Source organism: Corallococcus silvisoli (genome assembly GCF_009909145.1).
Classification (GTDB): Bacteria; Myxococcota; Myxococcia; order Myxococcales; family Myxococcaceae; genus Corallococcus; species Corallococcus silvisoli.
Map to the genome: position 1 here is coordinate 32,784 of NZ_JAAAPJ010000027.1, position 18,033 is coordinate 50,816.

Here is an 18,033-nt window from a genome sequence, read left to right on the forward strand (position 1 = left end):
CCGCCCCCCGGTAAGAGCGCGCCCGTGCTGCCCAAGGACCTCATCCGCCGCATCCGCAAGCTGGAGATCCGCACCCGCAAGGTGGTCTCCGACATGCTGGCCGGCCAGTACCATTCGGTGTTCAAGGGCCGAGGCATGGCCTTCTCCGAGGTGCGGCAGTACCAGCCCGGGGATGAGATCCGCTTCATCGACTGGAACGTCACCGCGCGCATGAACGAGGCGTTCATCAAGGTCTTCACCGAGGAGCGCGAGCTCACGGTGATGCTCCTGGTGGACGTGTCCGCCTCCAACGAGTTCGGCTCGAAGGAGCGCACCAAGGCGGAGGTCGCCGCGGAGGTGGCCGCGCAGATCGCCTTCAGCGCCATCGCCAACAACGACCGCGTGGGGCTCATCCTCTTCTCGGACCGGGTGGAGAAGGTCGTCCCGCCGCGCAAGGGCCGCACGCACGTGCTGCGGCTGGTGAGCGACATCCTCACCTTCAAGCCGAAGGGCCGGGGGACGGACCTGGCGTCGGGGCTCACGTACCTGACGCAGGTGTCGAAGCGGAAGGCCGTGACCTTCCTCGTGTCGGACTTCATGGCGACGGGCTACGAGAAGCCGCTGCGGCTCGTGGGCCGCAGGCACGACCTGGTGCCGGTGGTCATCGAGGATCCGCTGGAGCAGGCGTTCCCGCGCCACGGGCTCGTGGAGATGGAGGACCCGGAGACAGGGGAGCGCTTCGTCGTGGACACCAGCTCTTCCACCGTGCGCGGGCGGTTCGCGCGCGCGATGCAGGTCCAGCGCGACGAGCGCCGCAAGCTGTTCAAGAAGCTGGAGCTGGACCACGTGGAGCTGCGCGCCGGAGACGACCACGGCAAGGCCCTGGCCAACTTCTTCCGCACGCGGGCCCGGAGGATGGCGGCATGAGGCGCGCGCTCGTCCTCGCGGCCGTGCTCGGCTTCAGCGCGCCAGCGGTGTGGGCGCAGGCCCCGGCCCCGGCGAAGGCTCCGGCCGTCCTGGAGTCGGTGACGCCCACGGGGGCCTCCGCGCGCGTGGAGCCGGAGGAGGTGCGCATCGGCGAGCCGTTCACCTACCAGGTGACGCTCACCCACCCGAAGGACCAGCGCTACGAACTGGTGCCCCCCACGGGAGAGGGCGCCGTCGAGCTGCTCCAGCAGACGCGCCAGCGCCAGGACAACGCGAACGACGCCATCACGACGTTCGGCCTGCGCTTCTCCGCGTTCGAGCTGGGCGGCGTGCAGCTGCCCGACCTCACCTTCGACGTGGCGACGCCGGAGGGCCCCCGGCGCTTCGTGCTCAAGGGCAAGCCGGTGGAGGTGGTCTCCTCGCTGCCTCCGGACGCGAACGGGCAGGGCGCGGAGCTGTTCGACTACCAGCCGCCGCAGGAGGTGCCCATCCGGTCCTGGACGCTGCTCTACGCGCTGGCGGTGGCGCTGGCGGTGGGGCTCGCGGTCTGGGCGCTGGCGCGCTGGTGGCAGCGCCGCCCGAAGCGCGAGAAGGTCGTCCCGCTGCTGCCCCTGGACGTGCGCGTGCGCCAGTCGCTGGACGCGCTCAAGCGCGAGGACCTGCCGGGCCGGGGCCACGCGAAGGACTTCTACTTCCGCCTCTCCGAAATCGTGCGTGGCTACCTGGGCGAGCGCTACGGCTTCGAGGCCCTGGAGTGCACGTCGTCCGAACTGATGACGTCCCTGCGCAGGCTGCCCACGCCGGGCCTGCCCGAGGACGCGCTGATGCGCTTCGTCTCCGAGTCGGACATGGTGAAGTACGCCCGCGCCGACGCCTCCCCCGAGTCCTGCAATCAGGCGCTGGCCTTCGGCTACGACCTGCTGGCCCGGACGTACGTTCCTCCCGCTCCCCCCACGCCCGATGCTGCCTCCGGACCTCGCGTTCAATAACCCGGAGGTGCTCTGGGCCCTGCTCCTGGCGCCGCTGTTGCTGGGGCTCGCCTTCTGGGAGCGCAAGCGCCGCGCGACGCTGCGCTTCTCCGCCGCGCACGTCTTCGCGAAGGGCGGGCGCGGGCTGCGCACGTACCTGCTGCCCCTGTTGCCCGTCCTGCGCGCGGCGGCGGTGGTGGCGGCGGTGGTGGCCATCGCCCGGCCGCAGTCGCGCGACTCGCGCGTGCGCGACCTGTCGGTGGAGGGCATCGACATCGTGGTGGCGCTGGACCTGTCCACGTCCATGGAGGCGGGTGACTTCCGGCCGCAGAACCGCCTGAACGTGGCGAAGGAGGTGCTCGCGGACTTCATCACCGGCCGCGTGAACGACCGCCTGGGCCTGGTGGTGTTCTCCGGCGCCGCGTACACGCAGTCCCCGCTGACGCTGGACTACGGCGTGCTCAAGGAGGTGCTCAAGCAGCTGCGCACCCGCGTGCTGGAGGACGGCACTGCCATTGGCGACGCCATCGCCACGTCGCTCAACCGCCTGCGCGACTCGGACGCGAAGAGCCGGGTGGTGGTGTTGATCACCGACGGCGACAACAACGCCGGGAAGATCTCCCCGCTGGACGCGGCGAACATGGCCGCGTCGCTGCACATCCCCATCTACACCATCCTCGTGGGCAAGGGCGGCAAGGTGCCCTTCCCGCAGGGAACGGACCTGTTCGGCAACACCGTGTGGCGTGAGACGGAGATCCCCATCAACCCGGAGCTGATGCAGGACATCGCGGACCGCACCGGCGGCGAGTACTACCGCGCCACCGACCCGGAGGGGCTCAAGCAGGGCCTTCAGAAGGTCCTGGACGCACTGGAGCGCTCGAAGCTGATGGAGGGCGGGGCCAGCGCCACGTACAAGGAGAACTTCCACCCGTTCCTGCTCGTGGCCTTCGGGCTCGCCGCGCTGGAGCTGCTGCTGCGCGCCACCTTCCTGCGGGTGTTCCCATGATGCCCACGATGGAGGCATGGCGCTTCACGCTGCTGGGCTATCAGGTGGGGCTCGCGCAGCCGCTGTTCCTGGGCCTGCTCCTGGTGGGCCTGCTCTTGGGCCTGCTCGCGCTCATGAAGGCGCTGGGCCGGCGCACCCGGCTGTCCGCGCTCATCGCGGAGCGGCACGTGGCGGCGCTCGCGCCCGGCGTGTCCGTGTGGCGGCCCGCGGCGCAGGGCGGCCTGTACGGGCTGGGGCTGATGCTCTTCGGGCTGGCGCTCGCGCAGCCCCAGTGCGGCACGAAGAGCGAGCTGACGAAGCGCCGGGGCATCGACGTGGTGGTGGCGTTGGACGCGTCCAAGTCCATGCTCGCGCGCGACGTGCAGCCCAGCCGCCTGGACCGTGCGCGCCTGGAGCTCAACACGCTGTTGGACGAGCTGAAGGGCGACCGCGCCGGGCTGGTGGTGTTCGCCGGGGACGCGTTCGTGCAGTCGCCGCTCACGTCGGACTACTCGGCGGTGAAGCTGTTCCTGCGCGCGGTGGATCCGGACGTGATGCCCCAGGGGGGCACCAACGTGGGCGCGGCGCTGAAGCTGGCCAAGCAGGTGCTGGACAACGCGGACCGCGGCTCCAAGGAGCGCGTGGTGGTGCTGCTTTCGGACGGCGAGGACCTCACGGGCGAGGTGCGCGAAGCCACGGACGCGCTCAAGGACGCGCACATCCAGGTGCTCGCGGTGGGCGTGGGCTCCGACGCCGGTGAGCCCATTCCCGTCTACGACCGGCGCGGCGAGTTCGTGGACTACAAGAAGGACTCCACCGGAGAGACGGTCATCACCCGCCTGGACCGCGCGGGGCTGACGGCGATCGCGGACGCGACGGGCGGGGCTTTCTTCTACCAGCCCAACGGCGTGGCGATGAGCCAGGTGGTGGAGCGCATCGACCAGTTGCAGAAGAGCGAGCTGGAGAGCCGCGTGACGGTTCGCTACGACGAGCGCTTCCAGATGTTCGCCATCCCCGGGCTGGCGCTGCTGGTGCTGGGCATGGCGCTCATCCCGTCGCGCCGGAGGGGCGCATGAGCGCGCGTTCGATGCGGCGGCGCGCGGCGCGCGCGGTGGCGGTGGGGCTGGCGGGGCTGCTGGCGCTGCCGGGCCCCGCGTGGGCCGTGGGCCCCTTGGAGAAGGACCACCCGCTGGTGCAGCGCGGGCGCGAGTCCTACGCGGCGGGCCGCTACGAGGACGCGCTGCGCGACTTCGAGGCCGCGAAGAAGGAGCGGCCCAACGATCCGGCGGTGGAGTTCAACCGCGCGGACGCGCTCGCGAAGCTGGGCCGCACGGCCGAGGCGCGCGAGGCCTTCAAGCAGGTGGCGGAGTCCTCGCGCCAGCCCGACCTGGCGCAGAAGAGCTGGTACAACCTGGGCAACCTCGCGGCCACCTCTGGCGACCGCACGGAAGCGCTCAAGTCCTACCGCAAGGCGCTCACGCTGGACCCCACGGATCCGCAGGCCCGCCACAACTACGAGGTGGTGCTGCGTGACCTGCCGCCGCCCCAGAACGGGCCGGATGGCGGCACGGATGGAGGCCAGGACGGCGGCAGCGACGGTGGGCGTCCGGACGGCGGCGAGGACGGCGGAAAGAAGGACGACGGCGGCACGCCGCAGGACGCGGGCCAGGACGGTGGCGCGCCAGATGGCGGCGCCGACGGTGGCCAGGATGGCGGTGCACCGGATGGTGGCGCGGATGGCGGCGCGGACGGCGGTGGGGGTGATGCCGGGCCTGGCGATGGTGGGGCGGATGGCGGCTCCGATGCCGGGCAGCAGGATCCGAACCAGAAGGGCGACGGCGGGGCGGATGGCGGCACGGCCGACGGCGGCCAGGACGAGGGCGACGGCGACTCGCGCGATGGCGGCGCGGACGGCGGCAGCGAGGGCGAGGAAGAGAAGGAGTCGAACCCGCGCGACGGCGGCGTGTCACCGGGAGACGTCGACCGGCAGGAGGCCGAGCGCCTGCTGGATGCGATGAAGCAGAACGAGAAGAATCTCCAGCTCTGGCGTTTCCAGCAGCAGAAGAAGAAGCAGAGGAAGCCCAATGAGAAGGACTGGTAGCGGACGCACGGCGCTGCTCGCCGTGCTCGCCCTCCTGGCCACGGCGCCGGCGTGGGCGGCGGACATCGAGTTCTACCAGACGGTGGATCGCACCGAGGTGGGCACCGACGACACCTTCAAGCTCACCGTGGTGGTGGTGGACGCGCCGCCCAACGCCCAGGTGCGCATGCCCGAGTCCAACGACTTCGAGGTGCTGTCCTCGTCGCGAGGCAGCCAGCGCTCCATCTCGTTGTCCGGCGGCGGCCCGGCCGTCATCCAGGACATCACCCGCCACGAACTGCTCATGCGCCCGTTGCGCGCGGGCAAGCTCACGATTCCGCCCGCGACGCTCAGCGCGGGCGGACGCACGCTGCGCACGGACGCCGTGCAGCTCACCGTGCGCGAAGGCCGCGCGGGCAACGCGCCCCAGGCGCAGCAGGGGGGCCGGCCCGGGTTGCCGGATCCATTCCGCAACCTGCGCAACATGCCGGACCCCTTCAGGGATGACGACTCCGACGTGAGCGACGACGCGCCGGTGATTCCGCGCGGGGACTCGGACCTGTTCCTGCGCGCGAGCCTGGACCGCGACGACCTCTATGTCGGTGAGCAGGCCACGCTGTCGCTGTACATCTATTCGCGCGTGGACCTGTCCAGCGTGGACGCCGTCACCATGCCCAAGCTGGAGGGCTTCTGGACGGAAGAGGTGGAGAGCCCCACGCAGCTGACGGGCGAGCAGAAGGTGGTGGACGGCATCCCGTACCGCGCCTACCTGCTGCGCCGCCGCGCGCTGTTCCCGGTGAAGTCCGGCACGCTGGCCATCACCCCGGCGGAGGCGGACATCACCACGGGGTTCCTCTTCGCGGGCCACCGCGTGCACCGCGTCTCCAACGGCCTGAAGGTGAAGGTGCGGCCCCTGCCGTCCGGCGCGCCCGCGAACATGTCCAACGCGAACGTGGGCGCGTGGCGCATGTCGCTGGACGTGTCGCAGACCCGCGTGGAGCTGGGACAGCCCATCACGGTGAAGGTCATCCTGGAGGGCGTGGGCAACGTGAAGAACGTCACCCCGCCGAAGCTCACCGGCCCCGCCGCGCTGAAAATCTATGAGCCCACCACGACGGACCGGCTCACGCCCAACCGCAACCGCATCCAGGGCCGCCGCGTGGTGGAGTACCTGGTGATGCCGCAGCGCACGGGCACCTTCACGCTGCCAGAGCTGCGCTTCCCGTACTTCGACCCCAACCGCCGCCAGTACGACGTGGCGCGCACCGACCCCATCACGCTCACCGTGGAGGCGGGCGCGGGCGGGGTGTCGTCCCTGCCTTCGACGATGACCCCCTCGCAGATGGTGGACGCGGCCAACGAGCAGAAGAACGTGCTGACCGCGGGAGGTCTGCGCCCGGTGCGCTACCAGGCCCACTTCGTGGGGCCGTCGCAGCCGGTGTGGATGCGGCCCTTCTTCCTCGCGGGCGTGCTGGCCCCGTTGGGGCTGCTCGTGGGCGTGGCGTTCGTCGGCGGCATGCGTGGCCGGCTGGCCACCCGCTCCGAGGCGGGCCGGGGCCGTCAGCAGGCGAAGGCCGCGCGCAAGCGGCTGGCGGAGGCGGAGAAGCTCAAGGCGGGCTCGGACGCGGGGGCCTTCTACGTGGAGGTGGAGAAGGCGATGGTGGGCTTCCTGGAGGCGCAGCTGGGCTTCCCCGTGGGCGGCCTGACGCGCGAGGCGCTTGGGGAGAAGCTGGCGGCGGCGGGCGTGGACGCGGAGCGGCGCGCGCGCGTGCTCTTCGTGCTGGAGGCGTGCGACCTGGGTCGCTACGGCGGTGGGGTGGAGCCGGGGGAGCGCCGCAAGGTGCTGGCGACCGCGGCGGCGGTGATGGAAGGCTGGTCCGCATGAGCGACGCGGCGACGCAGGGCTACTACACCGCCGAGGAAGCGGAGGCCGTCTTCCAGCAGGCCAACGACGCGTACGGGCGCGAGGACTACGCCACCGCGCAGGGCCACTACGAGAAGCTCCTCGCCCACGGCTTCGGCGGGCCGGACGTGCTCTACAACCTGGGCACCACGCACCTGGCCCGGGGCGACCTGGGCCGCGCGGTGCTGGCCCTGGAGCAGGCCCGGAAGCAGGGCGGCCGTTCCTCGGACCTGGAGGCCAACCTGGCCCTGGCGCGGGCGCGGCAGGTGGACAAGGTGGTGGGCTCCACCGCGGACGAGGCCTTCCTTCCCCGGCTGGCGGCCGCGACGGACGGCGCGGCGGTGGCCTGGGTGTTCTTCGTCGCGTGGCTCGTGGGCTTCGCGCTGCTGCTCCTGCGGCGCGTCTTCCCCGCCATGCGCCGCACCGGGGTGGTGGTGCTGATGGCGCTGTGCCTCACGGCGGCGGTGCCCGCGGCGCTCCTGCTGGGGGCGCACATCTGGGTTCACGAGAACGTGCACGAGGCGGTGGTGCTGTCCCCCACGCTGGTGGCGCGGGAGCTGCCTCGCTCGGAAGGGCGCTCGCTCTTCGAGGTACACGCCGGCCTGAAGGTGCAGCTGCTGGAGGAGACGGGGAAGTACGTGCGCATCCGTCTGCCCAATGGCCTGGAGGGCTGGGCCGAGCGCGACGGCGTCGCCGAAATCTAGGCGGGGCCGGAGCGACCCCAGCCGCCAGGGAAACCGGCCGTGGCTCGCTTTCGTACAGAGGGGGACCGGGCGTTGTCGCTTCGCTGGACGTCGCCGGGCCAATGGCCTACGAGAGGCCCCCGAGGAATCATGGCTGGCAACGCCCAGGCGCCGTTCCACATCCTGCTCGTCGAGGACGAGCCCGTCATCCGCGAGCTGGTGCGCTCCATGCTGAGCGACGGCGCGGTGGACGTGGTGTGCGCGGCCAATGGCCTGGAGGGCCTGAAGCTGGCCCGCGGCGGCGCCTTCCAGCTCATCCTGATGGACGTGGTGCTGCCGCAGCTGGACGGCATCTCCGTGTGTCGCATCTTGAAGAGCGACCCCGTCACCGCGGGGGTGCCGCTCTACATGCTCACCGCGAAGGCGAAGAAGGCCGACGTGGAGAGCGCGACGCAGGCGGGCGCGGATGGCTACATCCACAAGCCGTTCCGAGGCGCTGAGCTGATGGACCTGGTGGAGCGGCTGCGCGCGGCCCGGACGGCCGCGGACTGACGCCTACGGCAGGTGCGGATGGAGGAAGCGGGCCAGGGCGATGAGGTCGTCCCAGTCCAGCTCGCCGAACTCCAGCGCGACGCCGTCCACTTCCCGGCGGCGGATGGCGCACATGGTGACGAGCTCCCGGTCCCCTGGCAGCGGCAGGGCGATGGTGAGCGCGCGCTGCGTGTCGGCCGGGTGGGCCTGGAGGAACAGGCCGTTCATGGAGATGTCGCGGGCCTGCGCGTGCACGGTGCGGCCCGACAGAAGCACCTTGACCTGGAGCCGGGCTTCCACGCGCGGGTGGTAGCGCTCGGTCGTACGGGGTCCGTTGGAGGGGGTCATCATCGGATTGCTCGCCTTTGGGTGCGACAGGACGCGACAACTGTGAAGCAGGTTGGCGCGGAGGCAAGTTTTCGGGCCGCCGTCCGCCGTCCCGCGCCGTGGACCTGGAGCCGTCCTGACGGAGACGTCTGGGATGGGCGCACGGAGGCACGTCCCAGTTCTTTCAAGCGGTTGGGTCCTGGCACGGACGGTGGAAGGCAACCCCGGTGAATCCCTGCCGGAGGCACCTCGTGGAGCAAGACCGCCGCATCCCCTCGTTGAGCATCGCCCCGTCCGTCGCGCGTCAGACGCCCCAGACGGACTTCGGCCCCACGTTCGCGCGAGCGGCGCGCGAGGTGGTGCGCACGGGCGCGGGCCTCGTGGGCGGCATGCTGCCTTCGGGGCCCATCTCCAGCGCGGTGGTGTCCACCCTGCGCGGCACGGTGTCCGCGGCGGTGCCCGCTGAAGCAGCGACGTCGGTGTCCGCGGCGGGAGGGCTCTCCTCGGTGGGCAGCGCCGCGACGGTGTCTTCGCGCGCGAGCAGCGCGGGAGCGACGGGGACCTCGGCGACGGGACAGGGCGATGCGTGGGACCTGCTGGAGGCGCAGAAGGTGATGGCCGCGGATGGCCAGAAGTTCAACATGGCCTACCTCGCGCTCCAGAACGAGATGCAGAAGGAGAGCCGCGAGCACAACGCCATCTCCAACATCATGAAGGTCCGCCACGACTCGGCGAAGGCCGCCATCAACAACATCCGCTGAGGCGCGTTCGCGATGGCCATCGACAAGTTGGGAGCCGTGGGAGGAGCGGGCCCTTCGCCCGCGCTGGAGTCCGGGAGGGAGTCGTTCAGCAAGGTTCTGGACGGGGTGCGCACTCCTGCGTCGCGCCCCGTACCGGTGACGACGGAGGGGCCGCCAAAGCCGGTGCGCACCCCCACCGAGGCCGCCGCGGGCTCCTCGCGCGCGGAGGGCGTGGAGCGGGCGAAGGCGGGCTGCGCGGAGGTCGCGCCGGGCGCCCGGGTGGATTCGGTCCAGGCGGCGAGGAGCCAGCAGGCCGTGGAGGTCTTGGACCGGGTGGGGCAGGCGCAGCAGCGGCTGGACCACATCCTGAAGCTCGCGGAGTCCGGCCGCACGTTCAGCCCCACGGAGTTGCTTGCGCTCCAGGCGCACGTCTACCGCGCCAGCCAGGAGCTCGATCTCGCCGGCAAGGTCGTCGAGAAGGCCACCGGCGGCGTCAAGCAGGTCCTCCAGACCCAGGTGTGAGGAGTCCTTCCTTCCATGCGATCCGCTCCCCTTCGTTGTCTCTTCTTCCTCTTGCTCCTGGGCACACCGGCGTGCCGGGAGCGCATCCAGCACGGCCTCGACGAGCGTCAGGCCAACGAACTGCAGACGGTGCTCGTCGAGCGGGGGCTCGATGCGCGCAAGGTGCCCGAGCCGGGCAAGAAACCCACCTGGGCCATCGAGGTGGCGGACGCGCAGTCCTCCGACGCGGTGCGCATCCTGGCGGAGCTGGGGCTGCCCCGGGCCGCCGTGGAGACGGGCTGCGATGTGTTTGGTGGCAGTGGCCTCGTGCGCTCCCCGCTGGAGGAGCAGGTCTGCCGCGTCCGGGGAATGGAGCGGGAGCTGGAGAAGACGCTCCAGACGGTGGACGGCGTGCTGCTGGCGCGCGTGCACCTGGTGGTGCCACCCCCACCGAGGCCAGGGCAGGCTCCCATGCCGTCGAAGGCCTCGGCCATGCTGCGCGCGGTCCCTGGCGGCGCGGAGCGCGTGCGCAAATCGGCGGACACGCTGCGCGAGCTCATCGCGGGGGGCGTGGAGGGGCTGTCACCCGAGGCGGTGTCGCTGCGGGTGGACGAGGTGACCACGCGAGTGGCGGCGCCGTCGTCCCAAGGCGGGGCGGTGCCGTTTCGGATGCGGGTGTTGCTCGCGCTGTTGGGCGTGTTGGTCACGGGGCTGTCCGGCGCGCTCGTCTGGGTGATGCTGCGATGGCGGCAAGACCGGCTCCTGGCGGAGAAACCCCCGGCGGTGCCCCCTGCTCCGCCAACGCCCGCGCGACCGGTGGTGACGCCGAGCGCTCCGCGCAAGCTGGCCTGAGCGCGCGATGGGTTCCATGGAAGCCACACGTGTGGGCCGGGCGATTCGCATGGCCCGGAAGCTCCTGCCCGCGCGCAAGGAGCCACCCCAGTCCGCGGCGATGGAGGTCACGTTGCCCGCGTTGTCCTTGCCCCTGGAGCGGATCGCGCTGGTTCTCTGCGTCCTCGCGAAGGGGCGCGGACCGGAATTGCTGGAGGGATTGGTGGAGGCCGAAGCGGGAAGGGCGCTGCGCCATCTGGAGCGGTTCGCCGCCATGCCCTCCGCGCAGCGACAGGCGAAGGTCGCGGTGGAGTTCGGCGAGCGCGCGGACGCCGCGAGTCGGCTGGCCCTCTTCCTGGACGCGGCGCCCGAGGTGCTCCGCCGGGAGGTCTTCCGCGGGCTTCCGCCGTATCACCGGAGCCGGTTCCCCCAGTTGGAAGGACCCGCATCGCCTTCCCACGCCTCGCCGGTCCTGACCGCTCTGGCGGAGCGGCGCATCCGCGAGGCCACGCGCTGAGCGGAGCTGCTCGGGCGGCCCCATCCCGACGCGGAAACACCGCATCCCAACGGTGGACCTCCCCCAGCCGCCAACCGCCTGAATCCACGACGCCGGCCTCATGGCCAGGACCGTGCACAGGGCCGTGTGTCCCTTCGACTTCCTGGAGTCCCGGATGCAGACGAACCCCGTCAGGTCCCCTGGTGCCACCGCGAAGAAGTCCGCGCGCCCGTTCCGTCTCGGCGCGCGGCGGCTGACGCGCACCCATCTGTTGCTGGGACAGCGCCCCCAGGTGGCGCGGTGGGGGACGGAGCTCCTTCGCGATGTGAGCGCGGCGCTGTCGCGGGACGTGGGCGCGGCGGTGGAGGTAGAGGGGCACCTGGTGGACGCGGCGGTCCATCCGGAGCGGGAGCTGGAGTTGGGAGCGGTGTTCGCGCTGGTGGAGCTGTCGGCGGTAGGGGGGACCGCCATCGTGGAGCTGGAGGTACCGCTCGTCTTCGCGGCCCTGTCGAGGCTGGCGGGGACGGGGATGCGTCCAGCGCCGGTGGCGGAGCTGACGCGGCTGGAGGAGTCCACGCTGGTGTACCTGGTGCTATCCGCTTTGGCCGCGATGCGCGGGCACGGAGCGTGGGTGGGAAGGCTCGGCCCCCGGCTGTCCGCGGTGTCGATGCGCCGAAGCGACGTGGTGACGCGGGTGGATGCGCGGCAGCCCTATGTGGCGGTGTCCCTGACGGCGAGCGTGGAGGGAGTGAAGGCGGGAGGCCGGGTGCTCCTGCCCGCGCGGGCCGTGCAGAGCGCGTTTCAAGAGCTGCCCATGGAGCAGGAGGGGGACGCCGCTGCCCGGGTGCTGGCGGCGTCGGTGCCCGCGCGGTGCCTCATGGGGCGCAGCCCCTTGCAGGCCTCGGCCGTGGACGCGCTGTCCGCTGGAGATGTCGTGCTCTTCGAGGACGTGCGGCTTCGGGATGGCCGCCTCGAGGGCAAGGGCCGGTTGCTCACCCGGGGCTTCGCGCTCCGGGGCGAGTTTCGCGGGGAAGGCTTTTCGACCGGGAGCGTGCATCCACACGCGGCCCGACTGGAGTCGGACATGGTGGCGACGAACAAGCGGAGCGAGGCGATGCCCCCGCTTCCGGTGGACGTGGAGATTGAACTGACGCGGGTGCTCTTGCCGCTGTCGGAGCTGGCGGCACTGAAGCCGGGGACGTTGCTGCCACTGCGTGTGAACGCGAGCAGCCCCGTGCTGCTGCGCGTGGGCGACCGGGTGGTCGCGCGTGCGGAGTTGGTGGAGATCGAAGGCGAAGTGGGCGCCCGCATCCTGGCGTTGCTGCCGTGAGCACGCCGGTGCACATGCTGGTGGCCTCGTTCTCTCCCCGTGGGCGGCTGCTGTTCGCGGCGGCCCTGCTCGTGGGGTTGGCCGCGCTCGCGCCCCTTGGAGGACTGTCGTGGGTGGGCACCTCGCGCCTTCTGGTGGGCTCGATGGCCCTCGCGGGGCTGGGATGGGTGTTGCTCCGCAAGGGCGGTGCTGGCGGTGAGACAGGAGCGTTCCCGCCGGAACCCCTGAGCATTGTCTCCAGGGTAGGGCTCTCCCAACGCTGCGGCCTCGCGCTCGTGCAGGTGGAGGGGCGGCGCTACCTGGTGGCGTACGGTGACACCTTCGCGGAGATCCACGAGGCCCGGGGCATGGCGATTCTTCCCGGAGCGACCCTCAGGCCCACGGTGAAGCCTCGATTGGATCTGGAACCGACGGTGCTCTTCACCCGTGCGCGGCAGGCACGGCCTCCGTGCGGCGCTTCCCGGAAGCGGGGTGGGGGATGAGCGCCCTTGGGTTGGGACTCGGCGTGTTCATTCCCGCGCTCGCGTCCGCGTCGGAGACGTCGCTGACGCAGGCGTCCTACGCGGGCAGTCCGCTGGCGATGATGGGGATGCTCGCGCTCCTCTCGTTGCTGCCGTTCGCGGTGCTGATGCTGACGAGCTTCTCGAAGATCGCCGTGGTGCTCTCGCTGGCCCGCTCGGCGATGGGCACCCAGCAGGCTCCGCCGACGGTGGTGCTCACGGGGCTGGCGGTGGTGTTGACGGGGCACATCATGGCGCCGGTGATGGAGCGCATGTACGACGCGGGGCAGGCGGCGTACGACGGGGTTCATTCCGGAGCGCAGGTGCTCGCCGCCGCGAAGCAGGTGACGGAACCCCTGCGCGGCTTCCTCATGAAGCACGGCAGCCCGGAAGAGCGAGCGCGCTTCGTGGACCTGGCCCGCGAGCTGCGGCCTCCAGAGGAAGCGGATCAGGTGCATGAGACGGACCTGTTCGTCGTCATTCCGGCCTTCGTCATCACCGAGCTGAAGGAAGCCTTCCAGATTGGCTTCATCGTCTTCCTGCCCTTCCTGGTGCTCGACATGGTCATCGCGAACGTATTGCTCGCGTTGGGCATGCAGACGCTGTCGCCGAGCCAGGTGAGCCTGCCGTTCAAGATCCTCCTCTTCGTCGCCGTGGATGGCTGGGCCCTGCTCGCGCGGGGACTCATCCTCGGCTACCGGTGATGTCATGACCCAGGACGTCCTGCTCACGCTGGGGCGCGAAGCCCTGCTGTTGATGGTGCTCGCCTCGCTGCCGCCCATTGGCGCGAGCATGGTGGTGGGCTTCCTGATGAGCCTCTTCCAGGCCACCACCCAGCTCCAGGAGAGCACGCTGTCCGTGGTGCCCAAGCTGTGCGCGGCGGTGGTGTCGTTGGTGCTGGCGGGGCCGTGGATCGCCAGTCAGCTCACGCGCTTCACGCAGCAGCTTCTGGCGCTCATCGCGGAGGTGGCGCTGTGAACCCGGACGCGCTGGGTGAACAGTTGCTCACGATGGGACCGCACGCGGTCGCGGTGGCGCTGTGCGCGGCACGCCTCGTGCCCATCGCGTTCCTCTGCCCGTTGCTCGGGGGGCAGGCCGCTCCGACGACGGTGCGCTTGGGGCTGGTGCTCGCGCTGTCGCTCTTCCTGCATGTCGAGGCAGGGGTGGGGTTCAACGGTGAGGTTGAGACGCCGTGGGTGATGGTGGCGCTCGTGGTGCGTGAGCTGGCCTACGGTGTCTCCGTCGGGCTCGTGTCCGCGCTGCCCTTCGACGCGGCGAGGATGGGAGGTCGCTTCATCGACCTCTTCCGAGGGTCCTCCGCGGAAGCGAGCCTACCGCTGGCGGGCAGTCGCGAGTCGGCCACGGGAGATGGGCTGTACCACCTGCTCGTGGCCCGGGTGGTGTCTGGCGCGCTGTTCCCGCTGGTCCTTTCAGCCTTGCTGCGAGGCTTCGGGGTGGTGCGGCTGGGGGCCTTCGTGCCCACGGAGGCCGCTGCCGTGCACGTGGTGGTGATGGTGGGCGGTGCGATGGCCACGGGGCTCGCGTTGGGGGCCCCGGTCGCCGCGGCGGCACTGGCGGTGGACTGCTTCCTGGGGGTGGCCTCGAGAGCCGCGGCCCAGGTGAACCTCCAGGAGTTGGGGGCTCCCCTGCGCATTCTCGGGGGAGGCGCGTTGCTGTGGTTGGGCGTGGGGCTGCTGTGTGAGCGGCTGCTCGCGGGTGTCGCGTCGACCGAGGGCGCGCTGTCGCTGCTGGGGGAGGTCTCGCGATGAGTGGGGAGAAGACCGAGCAGCCCACCGCGAAACGGCTGCGGGAGGCGAGGCGCAAGGGCCAGTTTCCTCGCAGCCGCATGCTCTCCGCCAGCGCGGTGACGCTAGGGGGATTGCTGGGCTTCACCGCGTTCGCGCCAGATGGCTTCACCCGGCTGAAGGACTGGGCATCCCGGTTGATGTTGGAGCAGAGCCTCGTGGGTGCGTGGGAAGACGGGGCCTGGATCGCCGTCCGGCTTTGTGGTCCCGCGCTGGGGGGCGCCGTGGTGGCATCCCTGGCGGTGTCGGTGGCCACCGTGGGCTTCGAGATGGACGCGAGCCATGCCGCGCCGAAGCTTGAACGCATCAACCCGGCGGCGGGCCTCAAGCGCCTCTTCAGCGTGCGGCCCCTCATGGAAATGGGCAAGGCCCTGCTCGTGGCGGCGTTGCTGGCGTCCATCGTCTGGAGCGAGGTGGAGGCGGTTGGCCCGGATGCCCTGCGGGCCGCGTGGCTCGAGGGAACCCGGGGACTGGAGTTCCTTGTCGGCCGGTTGGCGGCGCTGGTGTCGCGGCTGGCGTGGGTGGTCCTGGGCTGCGGTGCGGTGGACTACGCGCTCGCGCGTCGTCGGCACCTGCGCGACCTGATGATGACCCGCGACGAAGTCAAACGAGAGCACAAGGAAAGCGAAGGCGATCCGCGTCACAAGGGGCAGCGGCGGGCCCTGCATCGGCAGTTGGCACAGGGCGGGTCGGCACGAGGGGTGCAAAAGGCCAGCGCCGTGATCGTCAACCCCACGCACATCGCGGTCGCGCTCCGCTACGACGCGGGCGAATGTGACGCGCCCTACCTCGTGGCCAAGGGGCGCGAACAGGACGCGCTCGCGCTCAAGGAGGAGGCACGGCGTCAAGGCATTCCCGTGGTCCGGGACGTGCCGCTCGCCCGCAGCCTCATCCACTTCGACGTCGGCGAGTCCATCCCCGAGGAGCTGTACCAGGCAGCGGCCGTCGTGTTGCGGACCGCGATGGAGACGCGCGGGCCGGACGACCGTCCACGGAGACAGACGTGAAGCAACCGCTCATGAAGGTATTGCTGAAGGCCCGCCAGTCCTCCGACGTCGTGCTCGCGGTGGCGATGGCGGCCGTGCTGGGCGCGCTCATCATCCCGTTGCCCGCGTGGCTCCTCGACGTGGGGCTCGCGGTGAACCTGGCCGTGGCGGTGGCGCTGCTGGTCGCGGCGCTGCACGCGAAGGACGCGCTGCGCGTGACCTCGTTCCCCACGCTGTTGCTCTTCACGACGCTGTTCCGGCTGTCGCTCAACGTGTCGTCCACGCGGCTGGCCCTCTCGGAGGGACACGCGGGCGAGGTCATCCAGGCCTTCGGTGAGTTCGTGGTGCGTGGCGACTACGTGGTCGGCGCGGTGGTGTTCGCCATCCTCACGTTGGTGCAGTTGCTGGTGGTGACGAAGGGCGCCGAGCGCGTCGCGGAGGTGTCCGCTCGTTTCACGCTGGACGCCATGCCCGGCAAGCAGATGTCCATCGACGCGGACCTGCGCGCGGGCGCCATCGACCAGACCCAGGCCCGGCGGCGGCGGCGCGACCTGGAGCGTGAGTCCCAGATGTTCGGCGCCATGGATGGCGCGATGAAGTTCGTGAAGGGGGACGCTGTCGCGGGCCTCGTCATCGTCGCGGTGAACCTGCTGGGCGGCACGCTCATTGGCGTGTTGCAGAACGGCCTGTCCTTCTCCGAGGCCGCGGCCACCTTCGCCCTCATCGCCATCGGTGATGGGCTCGTGTCCCAGGTGCCCTCGCTGTGCATCGCGGTGGCGGCGGGCCTCGTGGTCACCCGCGTGGCGTCGGAGAAGGAGGAGGACTCGCTGGGGACGGAGATTGGCACCCAGTTCTTCGGCGACTCCCGGACGCTGGCCACCGTCGCGGGCCTGTGTGTCGCGCTGGCCCTCATGCCGGGCATGCCGCACCTGACCTTCCTCACCCTGGCCGCGGGCCTTGGAGGCCTGGGGTACGCGCTGCGTCCCAAGGGAGGGGCCTCGGAGAAGTCGCCGTCGAAGGAGGGGACCCCGGCGGGGGCGACGGTCGCTGACGGTGCGGCGGGCAAGCCTCCCGAATGCGCGAAGGCGCCCGTGGGGGTGACGCCGCTGACGTTGGACCTGTCCTCGCCGCTGACGCCCCTCGCGGAGGCCGACGGTGGTGCCTTCGTGCACAGGGTGCTGAACGCGGTGCGGGACGAGCTCTTTTTCGAGTTGGGGGTGCGAATCCCCGGCATCCGGGTGCGGACCCACGCCGCCTACCTGGGGCCGGGCGAGTACCGCATCCTCCTGGACGAGGTCCCCGCGGGAGGCGGCGTGGTGCAGCCTGGGGCTCTCTACGCGCTCGTTCCTCCCGGGGAGCTGGCCTTCCTGGAGGTCCAGGCGGACGCGACCGTGGAGCCTGCCTCCGGGCGGTCCATCAGCCGCGTCCCGGAGGGGGTGCGCTCCCGGCTGGAGCTGGCCCAGGTGCCGCTGCGCAAGCCCTCGGAGCTCATCGCGGACCACCTCCGCGCCGTGCTCCGCCTGCGCGCCGCCGCGCTGCTGGGGCTCCAGGAAGTGCAGGGTCTGCTGGAGGGCCTGGAGGCCCAGGCGCCCGTGCTGGTGAAGGAGGCCCTTCAGAAGGTGCCCCTGCCGCTGCTGGTGGACGTGCTGCGGCGGCTGGTGCAGGAGCAGGTGAGCATCCGGGACCTGCGCGCCATCCTGGAGGCACTCGTCGCGCCCACCACCGAAGGCGACGCGACCGCCCTGGCCGAGCGCTGCCGCCAGGCCCTGCACCGCTACCTGAGCCACCAGTTCGCGCCCACGGGCCCGCTGTACGCCTACCTCGTGGACCCGGAGGTGGAGGACGTGCTGCGCGCTGGCGGCCCACGAGGGCCTTCGCCGGACCCGGAGCGCGTCGTCGAAATCCTGGAAGGGGTGCGGCAGATCGCCACGGGCGGCCGGGCGGTGCTGCTCACGGCTCCGGACATCCGCCGACCGCTGCGCAAGCTGTGCGAGGGCCCGTTCCCGGACGTGGCGGTGCTCACCTATGGCGAGCTGGATGGGGACCTGCAGATTCGCCCCATCGGCCGGCTGACGCCGGTCGCCGTGGGGCGGTGAGACCTAGAGCGTGCCAGTCCCGCTGCTGCCCTTGAACTCGGAGGAGGGCGGCAGGTCCGACTGGGCCTGCAGGGGCGCGGGACGGTTGACCCGGTCGCGCAGCTCCTTGCCGGTGCGGAAGAGCAGGCCGCGCTTGGGCTTCACCGGGATGACCTGGCCCGTCTTCGGGTTGCGGCCCTGGTAGCCCTGGTAGTTCTTCACGTGGAAGGCGCCAAGCCCGCGAATCTCGATGTTCTCCCCGCGGCAGAGGGCGTCCTTCATCGACTCGAAAATCGTCTCGATGGTCGCCTCCGCCTGCTTCTGGGTCACGCCTCGTTTGGCAACGAGGATGTTGATCAGATCGGACTTGAGCATCGGACGCTCCC

General features: G+C 71.1%; 21 protein-coding genes. 19 read left to right on the top strand and 2 right to left on the bottom strand.

Annotated elements, in window-relative coordinates:
* The first annotated feature begins 24 nt into the window (after window positions 1–24).
* The 8 genes from GTY96_RS34990 to GTY96_RS35025 all read left to right on the top strand — a co-directional run bounded on the left by GTY96_RS34990 (window position 25) and on the right by GTY96_RS35025 (window position 8,077).
* Window positions 25–906, top strand: coding sequence for a DUF58 domain-containing protein (locus GTY96_RS34990; RefSeq protein WP_161666999.1), 882 nt, complete (start codon window positions 25–27; stop codon window positions 904–906).
* Window positions 903–1,895 (top strand): hypothetical protein, encoded by a 993-nt coding sequence (locus tag GTY96_RS34995; protein WP_143899931.1) that lies wholly within the window; start codon window positions 903–905, stop codon window positions 1,893–1,895. The genes GTY96_RS34990 and GTY96_RS34995 overlap by 4 nt, the downstream gene beginning before the upstream one ends.
* Window positions 1,867–2,880 (top strand): vWA domain-containing protein, encoded by a 1,014-nt coding sequence (locus GTY96_RS35000; protein ID WP_235686092.1) that lies wholly within the window; start codon window positions 1,867–1,869, stop codon window positions 2,878–2,880. The genes GTY96_RS34995 and GTY96_RS35000 overlap by 29 nt, the downstream gene beginning before the upstream one ends.
* Complete coding sequence (locus tag GTY96_RS35005; protein ID WP_143900517.1) at window positions 2,880–3,935, top strand: VWA domain-containing protein; 1,056 nt, start codon at window positions 2,880–2,882, stop codon at window positions 3,933–3,935. Before GTY96_RS35000 ends, GTY96_RS35005 begins: the two co-directional genes overlap by 1 nt.
* Window positions 3,932–4,960: a tetratricopeptide repeat protein gene (locus GTY96_RS35010; RefSeq protein ID WP_161667000.1), complete on the top strand. Its 1,029-nt coding sequence runs from the start codon at window positions 3,932–3,934 to the stop codon at window positions 4,958–4,960. The genes GTY96_RS35005 and GTY96_RS35010 overlap by 4 nt, the downstream gene beginning before the upstream one ends.
* A complete protein-coding gene (locus GTY96_RS35015) occupies window positions 4,944–6,824 on the top strand; it encodes a BatD family protein (RefSeq protein WP_161667001.1) in 1,881 nt (626 codons plus the stop codon). Before GTY96_RS35010 ends, GTY96_RS35015 begins: the two co-directional genes overlap by 17 nt.
* The gene (locus GTY96_RS35020; protein ID WP_143899925.1) at window positions 6,821–7,546 is read left to right on the top strand and encodes a tetratricopeptide repeat protein; all 726 of its coding nucleotides are present in this window, start codon (window positions 6,821–6,823) and stop codon (window positions 7,544–7,546) included. The genes GTY96_RS35015 and GTY96_RS35020 overlap by 4 nt, the downstream gene beginning before the upstream one ends.
* A 129-nt stretch (window positions 7,547–7,675) precedes the next feature.
* Complete coding sequence (locus tag GTY96_RS35025) at window positions 7,676–8,077, top strand: response regulator (protein ID WP_143899923.1); 402 nt, start codon at window positions 7,676–7,678, stop codon at window positions 8,075–8,077.
* Window positions 8,078–8,080: 3 nt separating this feature from the next.
* On the opposite strand, the gene GTY96_RS35030 is transcribed toward GTY96_RS35025, so the two are convergent.
* On the bottom strand, window positions 8,081–8,407 hold the full coding sequence (locus GTY96_RS35030) for a PilZ domain-containing protein (RefSeq protein ID WP_143899921.1): 327 nt from the start codon (window positions 8,405–8,407) through the stop codon (window positions 8,081–8,083).
* A 227-nt stretch (window positions 8,408–8,634) separates the two neighbouring features.
* Here GTY96_RS35030 and GTY96_RS35035 point away from each other — a divergent pair, with 227 nt between their 5' ends.
* The 11 genes from GTY96_RS35035 to GTY96_RS35085 all read left to right on the top strand — a co-directional run bounded on the left by GTY96_RS35035 (window position 8,635) and on the right by GTY96_RS35085 (window position 17,668).
* Complete coding sequence (locus GTY96_RS35035) at window positions 8,635–9,144, top strand: hypothetical protein (RefSeq protein WP_143899919.1); 510 nt, start codon at window positions 8,635–8,637, stop codon at window positions 9,142–9,144.
* Between the two features lie 12 nt (window positions 9,145–9,156).
* A complete protein-coding gene (locus GTY96_RS35040) occupies window positions 9,157–9,645 on the top strand; it encodes an ATP-dependent helicase HrpB (protein ID WP_161667002.1) in 489 nt (162 codons plus the stop codon).
* A 15-nt stretch (window positions 9,646–9,660) separates the two neighbouring features.
* Complete coding sequence (locus tag GTY96_RS35045; RefSeq protein ID WP_161667003.1) at window positions 9,661–10,476, top strand: flagellar M-ring protein FliF; 816 nt, start codon at window positions 9,661–9,663, stop codon at window positions 10,474–10,476.
* A gap of 49 nt (window positions 10,477–10,525) precedes the next feature.
* A complete protein-coding gene (locus GTY96_RS35050; RefSeq protein ID WP_235686093.1) occupies window positions 10,526–10,972 on the top strand; it encodes a hypothetical protein in 447 nt (148 codons plus the stop codon).
* 154 nt (window positions 10,973–11,126) lie between these two features.
* Window positions 11,127–12,281, top strand: coding sequence for a type III secretion system cytoplasmic ring protein SctQ (gene sctQ, locus GTY96_RS35055; protein ID WP_235686094.1), 1,155 nt, complete (start codon window positions 11,127–11,129; stop codon window positions 12,279–12,281).
* Complete coding sequence (locus tag GTY96_RS35060) at window positions 12,278–12,763, top strand: flagellar biosynthetic protein FliO (protein ID WP_161667006.1); 486 nt, start codon at window positions 12,278–12,280, stop codon at window positions 12,761–12,763. The genes sctQ and GTY96_RS35060 overlap by 4 nt, the downstream gene beginning before the upstream one ends.
* Window positions 12,760–13,485: a type III secretion system export apparatus subunit SctR gene (gene sctR / locus GTY96_RS35065; RefSeq protein WP_161667007.1), complete on the top strand. Its 726-nt coding sequence runs from the start codon at window positions 12,760–12,762 to the stop codon at window positions 13,483–13,485. The genes GTY96_RS35060 and sctR overlap by 4 nt, the downstream gene beginning before the upstream one ends.
* A gap of 4 nt (window positions 13,486–13,489) precedes the next feature.
* Window positions 13,490–13,759, top strand: a complete 270-nt coding sequence (locus GTY96_RS35070) for a flagellar biosynthetic protein FliQ (RefSeq protein WP_161667008.1) — start codon at window positions 13,490–13,492, stop codon at window positions 13,757–13,759.
* A gap of 32 nt (window positions 13,760–13,791) precedes the next feature.
* Window positions 13,792–14,550 (top strand): EscT/YscT/HrcT family type III secretion system export apparatus protein, encoded by a 759-nt coding sequence (locus tag GTY96_RS35075; protein WP_161667024.1) that lies wholly within the window; start codon window positions 13,792–13,794, stop codon window positions 14,548–14,550.
* Entirely contained in the window at window positions 14,547–15,593 is a 1,047-nt protein-coding gene (locus tag GTY96_RS35080) for an EscU/YscU/HrcU family type III secretion system export apparatus switch protein (protein WP_161667009.1), read from the top strand. Before GTY96_RS35075 ends, GTY96_RS35080 begins: the two co-directional genes overlap by 4 nt.
* Before the next feature lie 11 nt (window positions 15,594–15,604).
* Window positions 15,605–17,668 carry a flagellar biosynthesis protein FlhA gene (locus tag GTY96_RS35085; RefSeq protein ID WP_161667025.1) on the top strand — a complete coding sequence of 688 codons (2,064 nt, stop codon included), beginning with the start codon at window positions 15,605–15,607 and terminating at the stop codon, window positions 17,666–17,668.
* Between the two features lie 3 nt (window positions 17,669–17,671).
* On the opposite strand, the gene GTY96_RS35090 is transcribed toward GTY96_RS35085, so the two are convergent.
* The gene (locus GTY96_RS35090; RefSeq protein ID WP_043321998.1) at window positions 17,672–18,022 is read right to left on the bottom strand and encodes an HU family DNA-binding protein; all 351 of its coding nucleotides are present in this window, start codon (window positions 18,020–18,022) and stop codon (window positions 17,672–17,674) included.
* Window positions 18,023–18,033 lie beyond the last annotated feature (11 nt).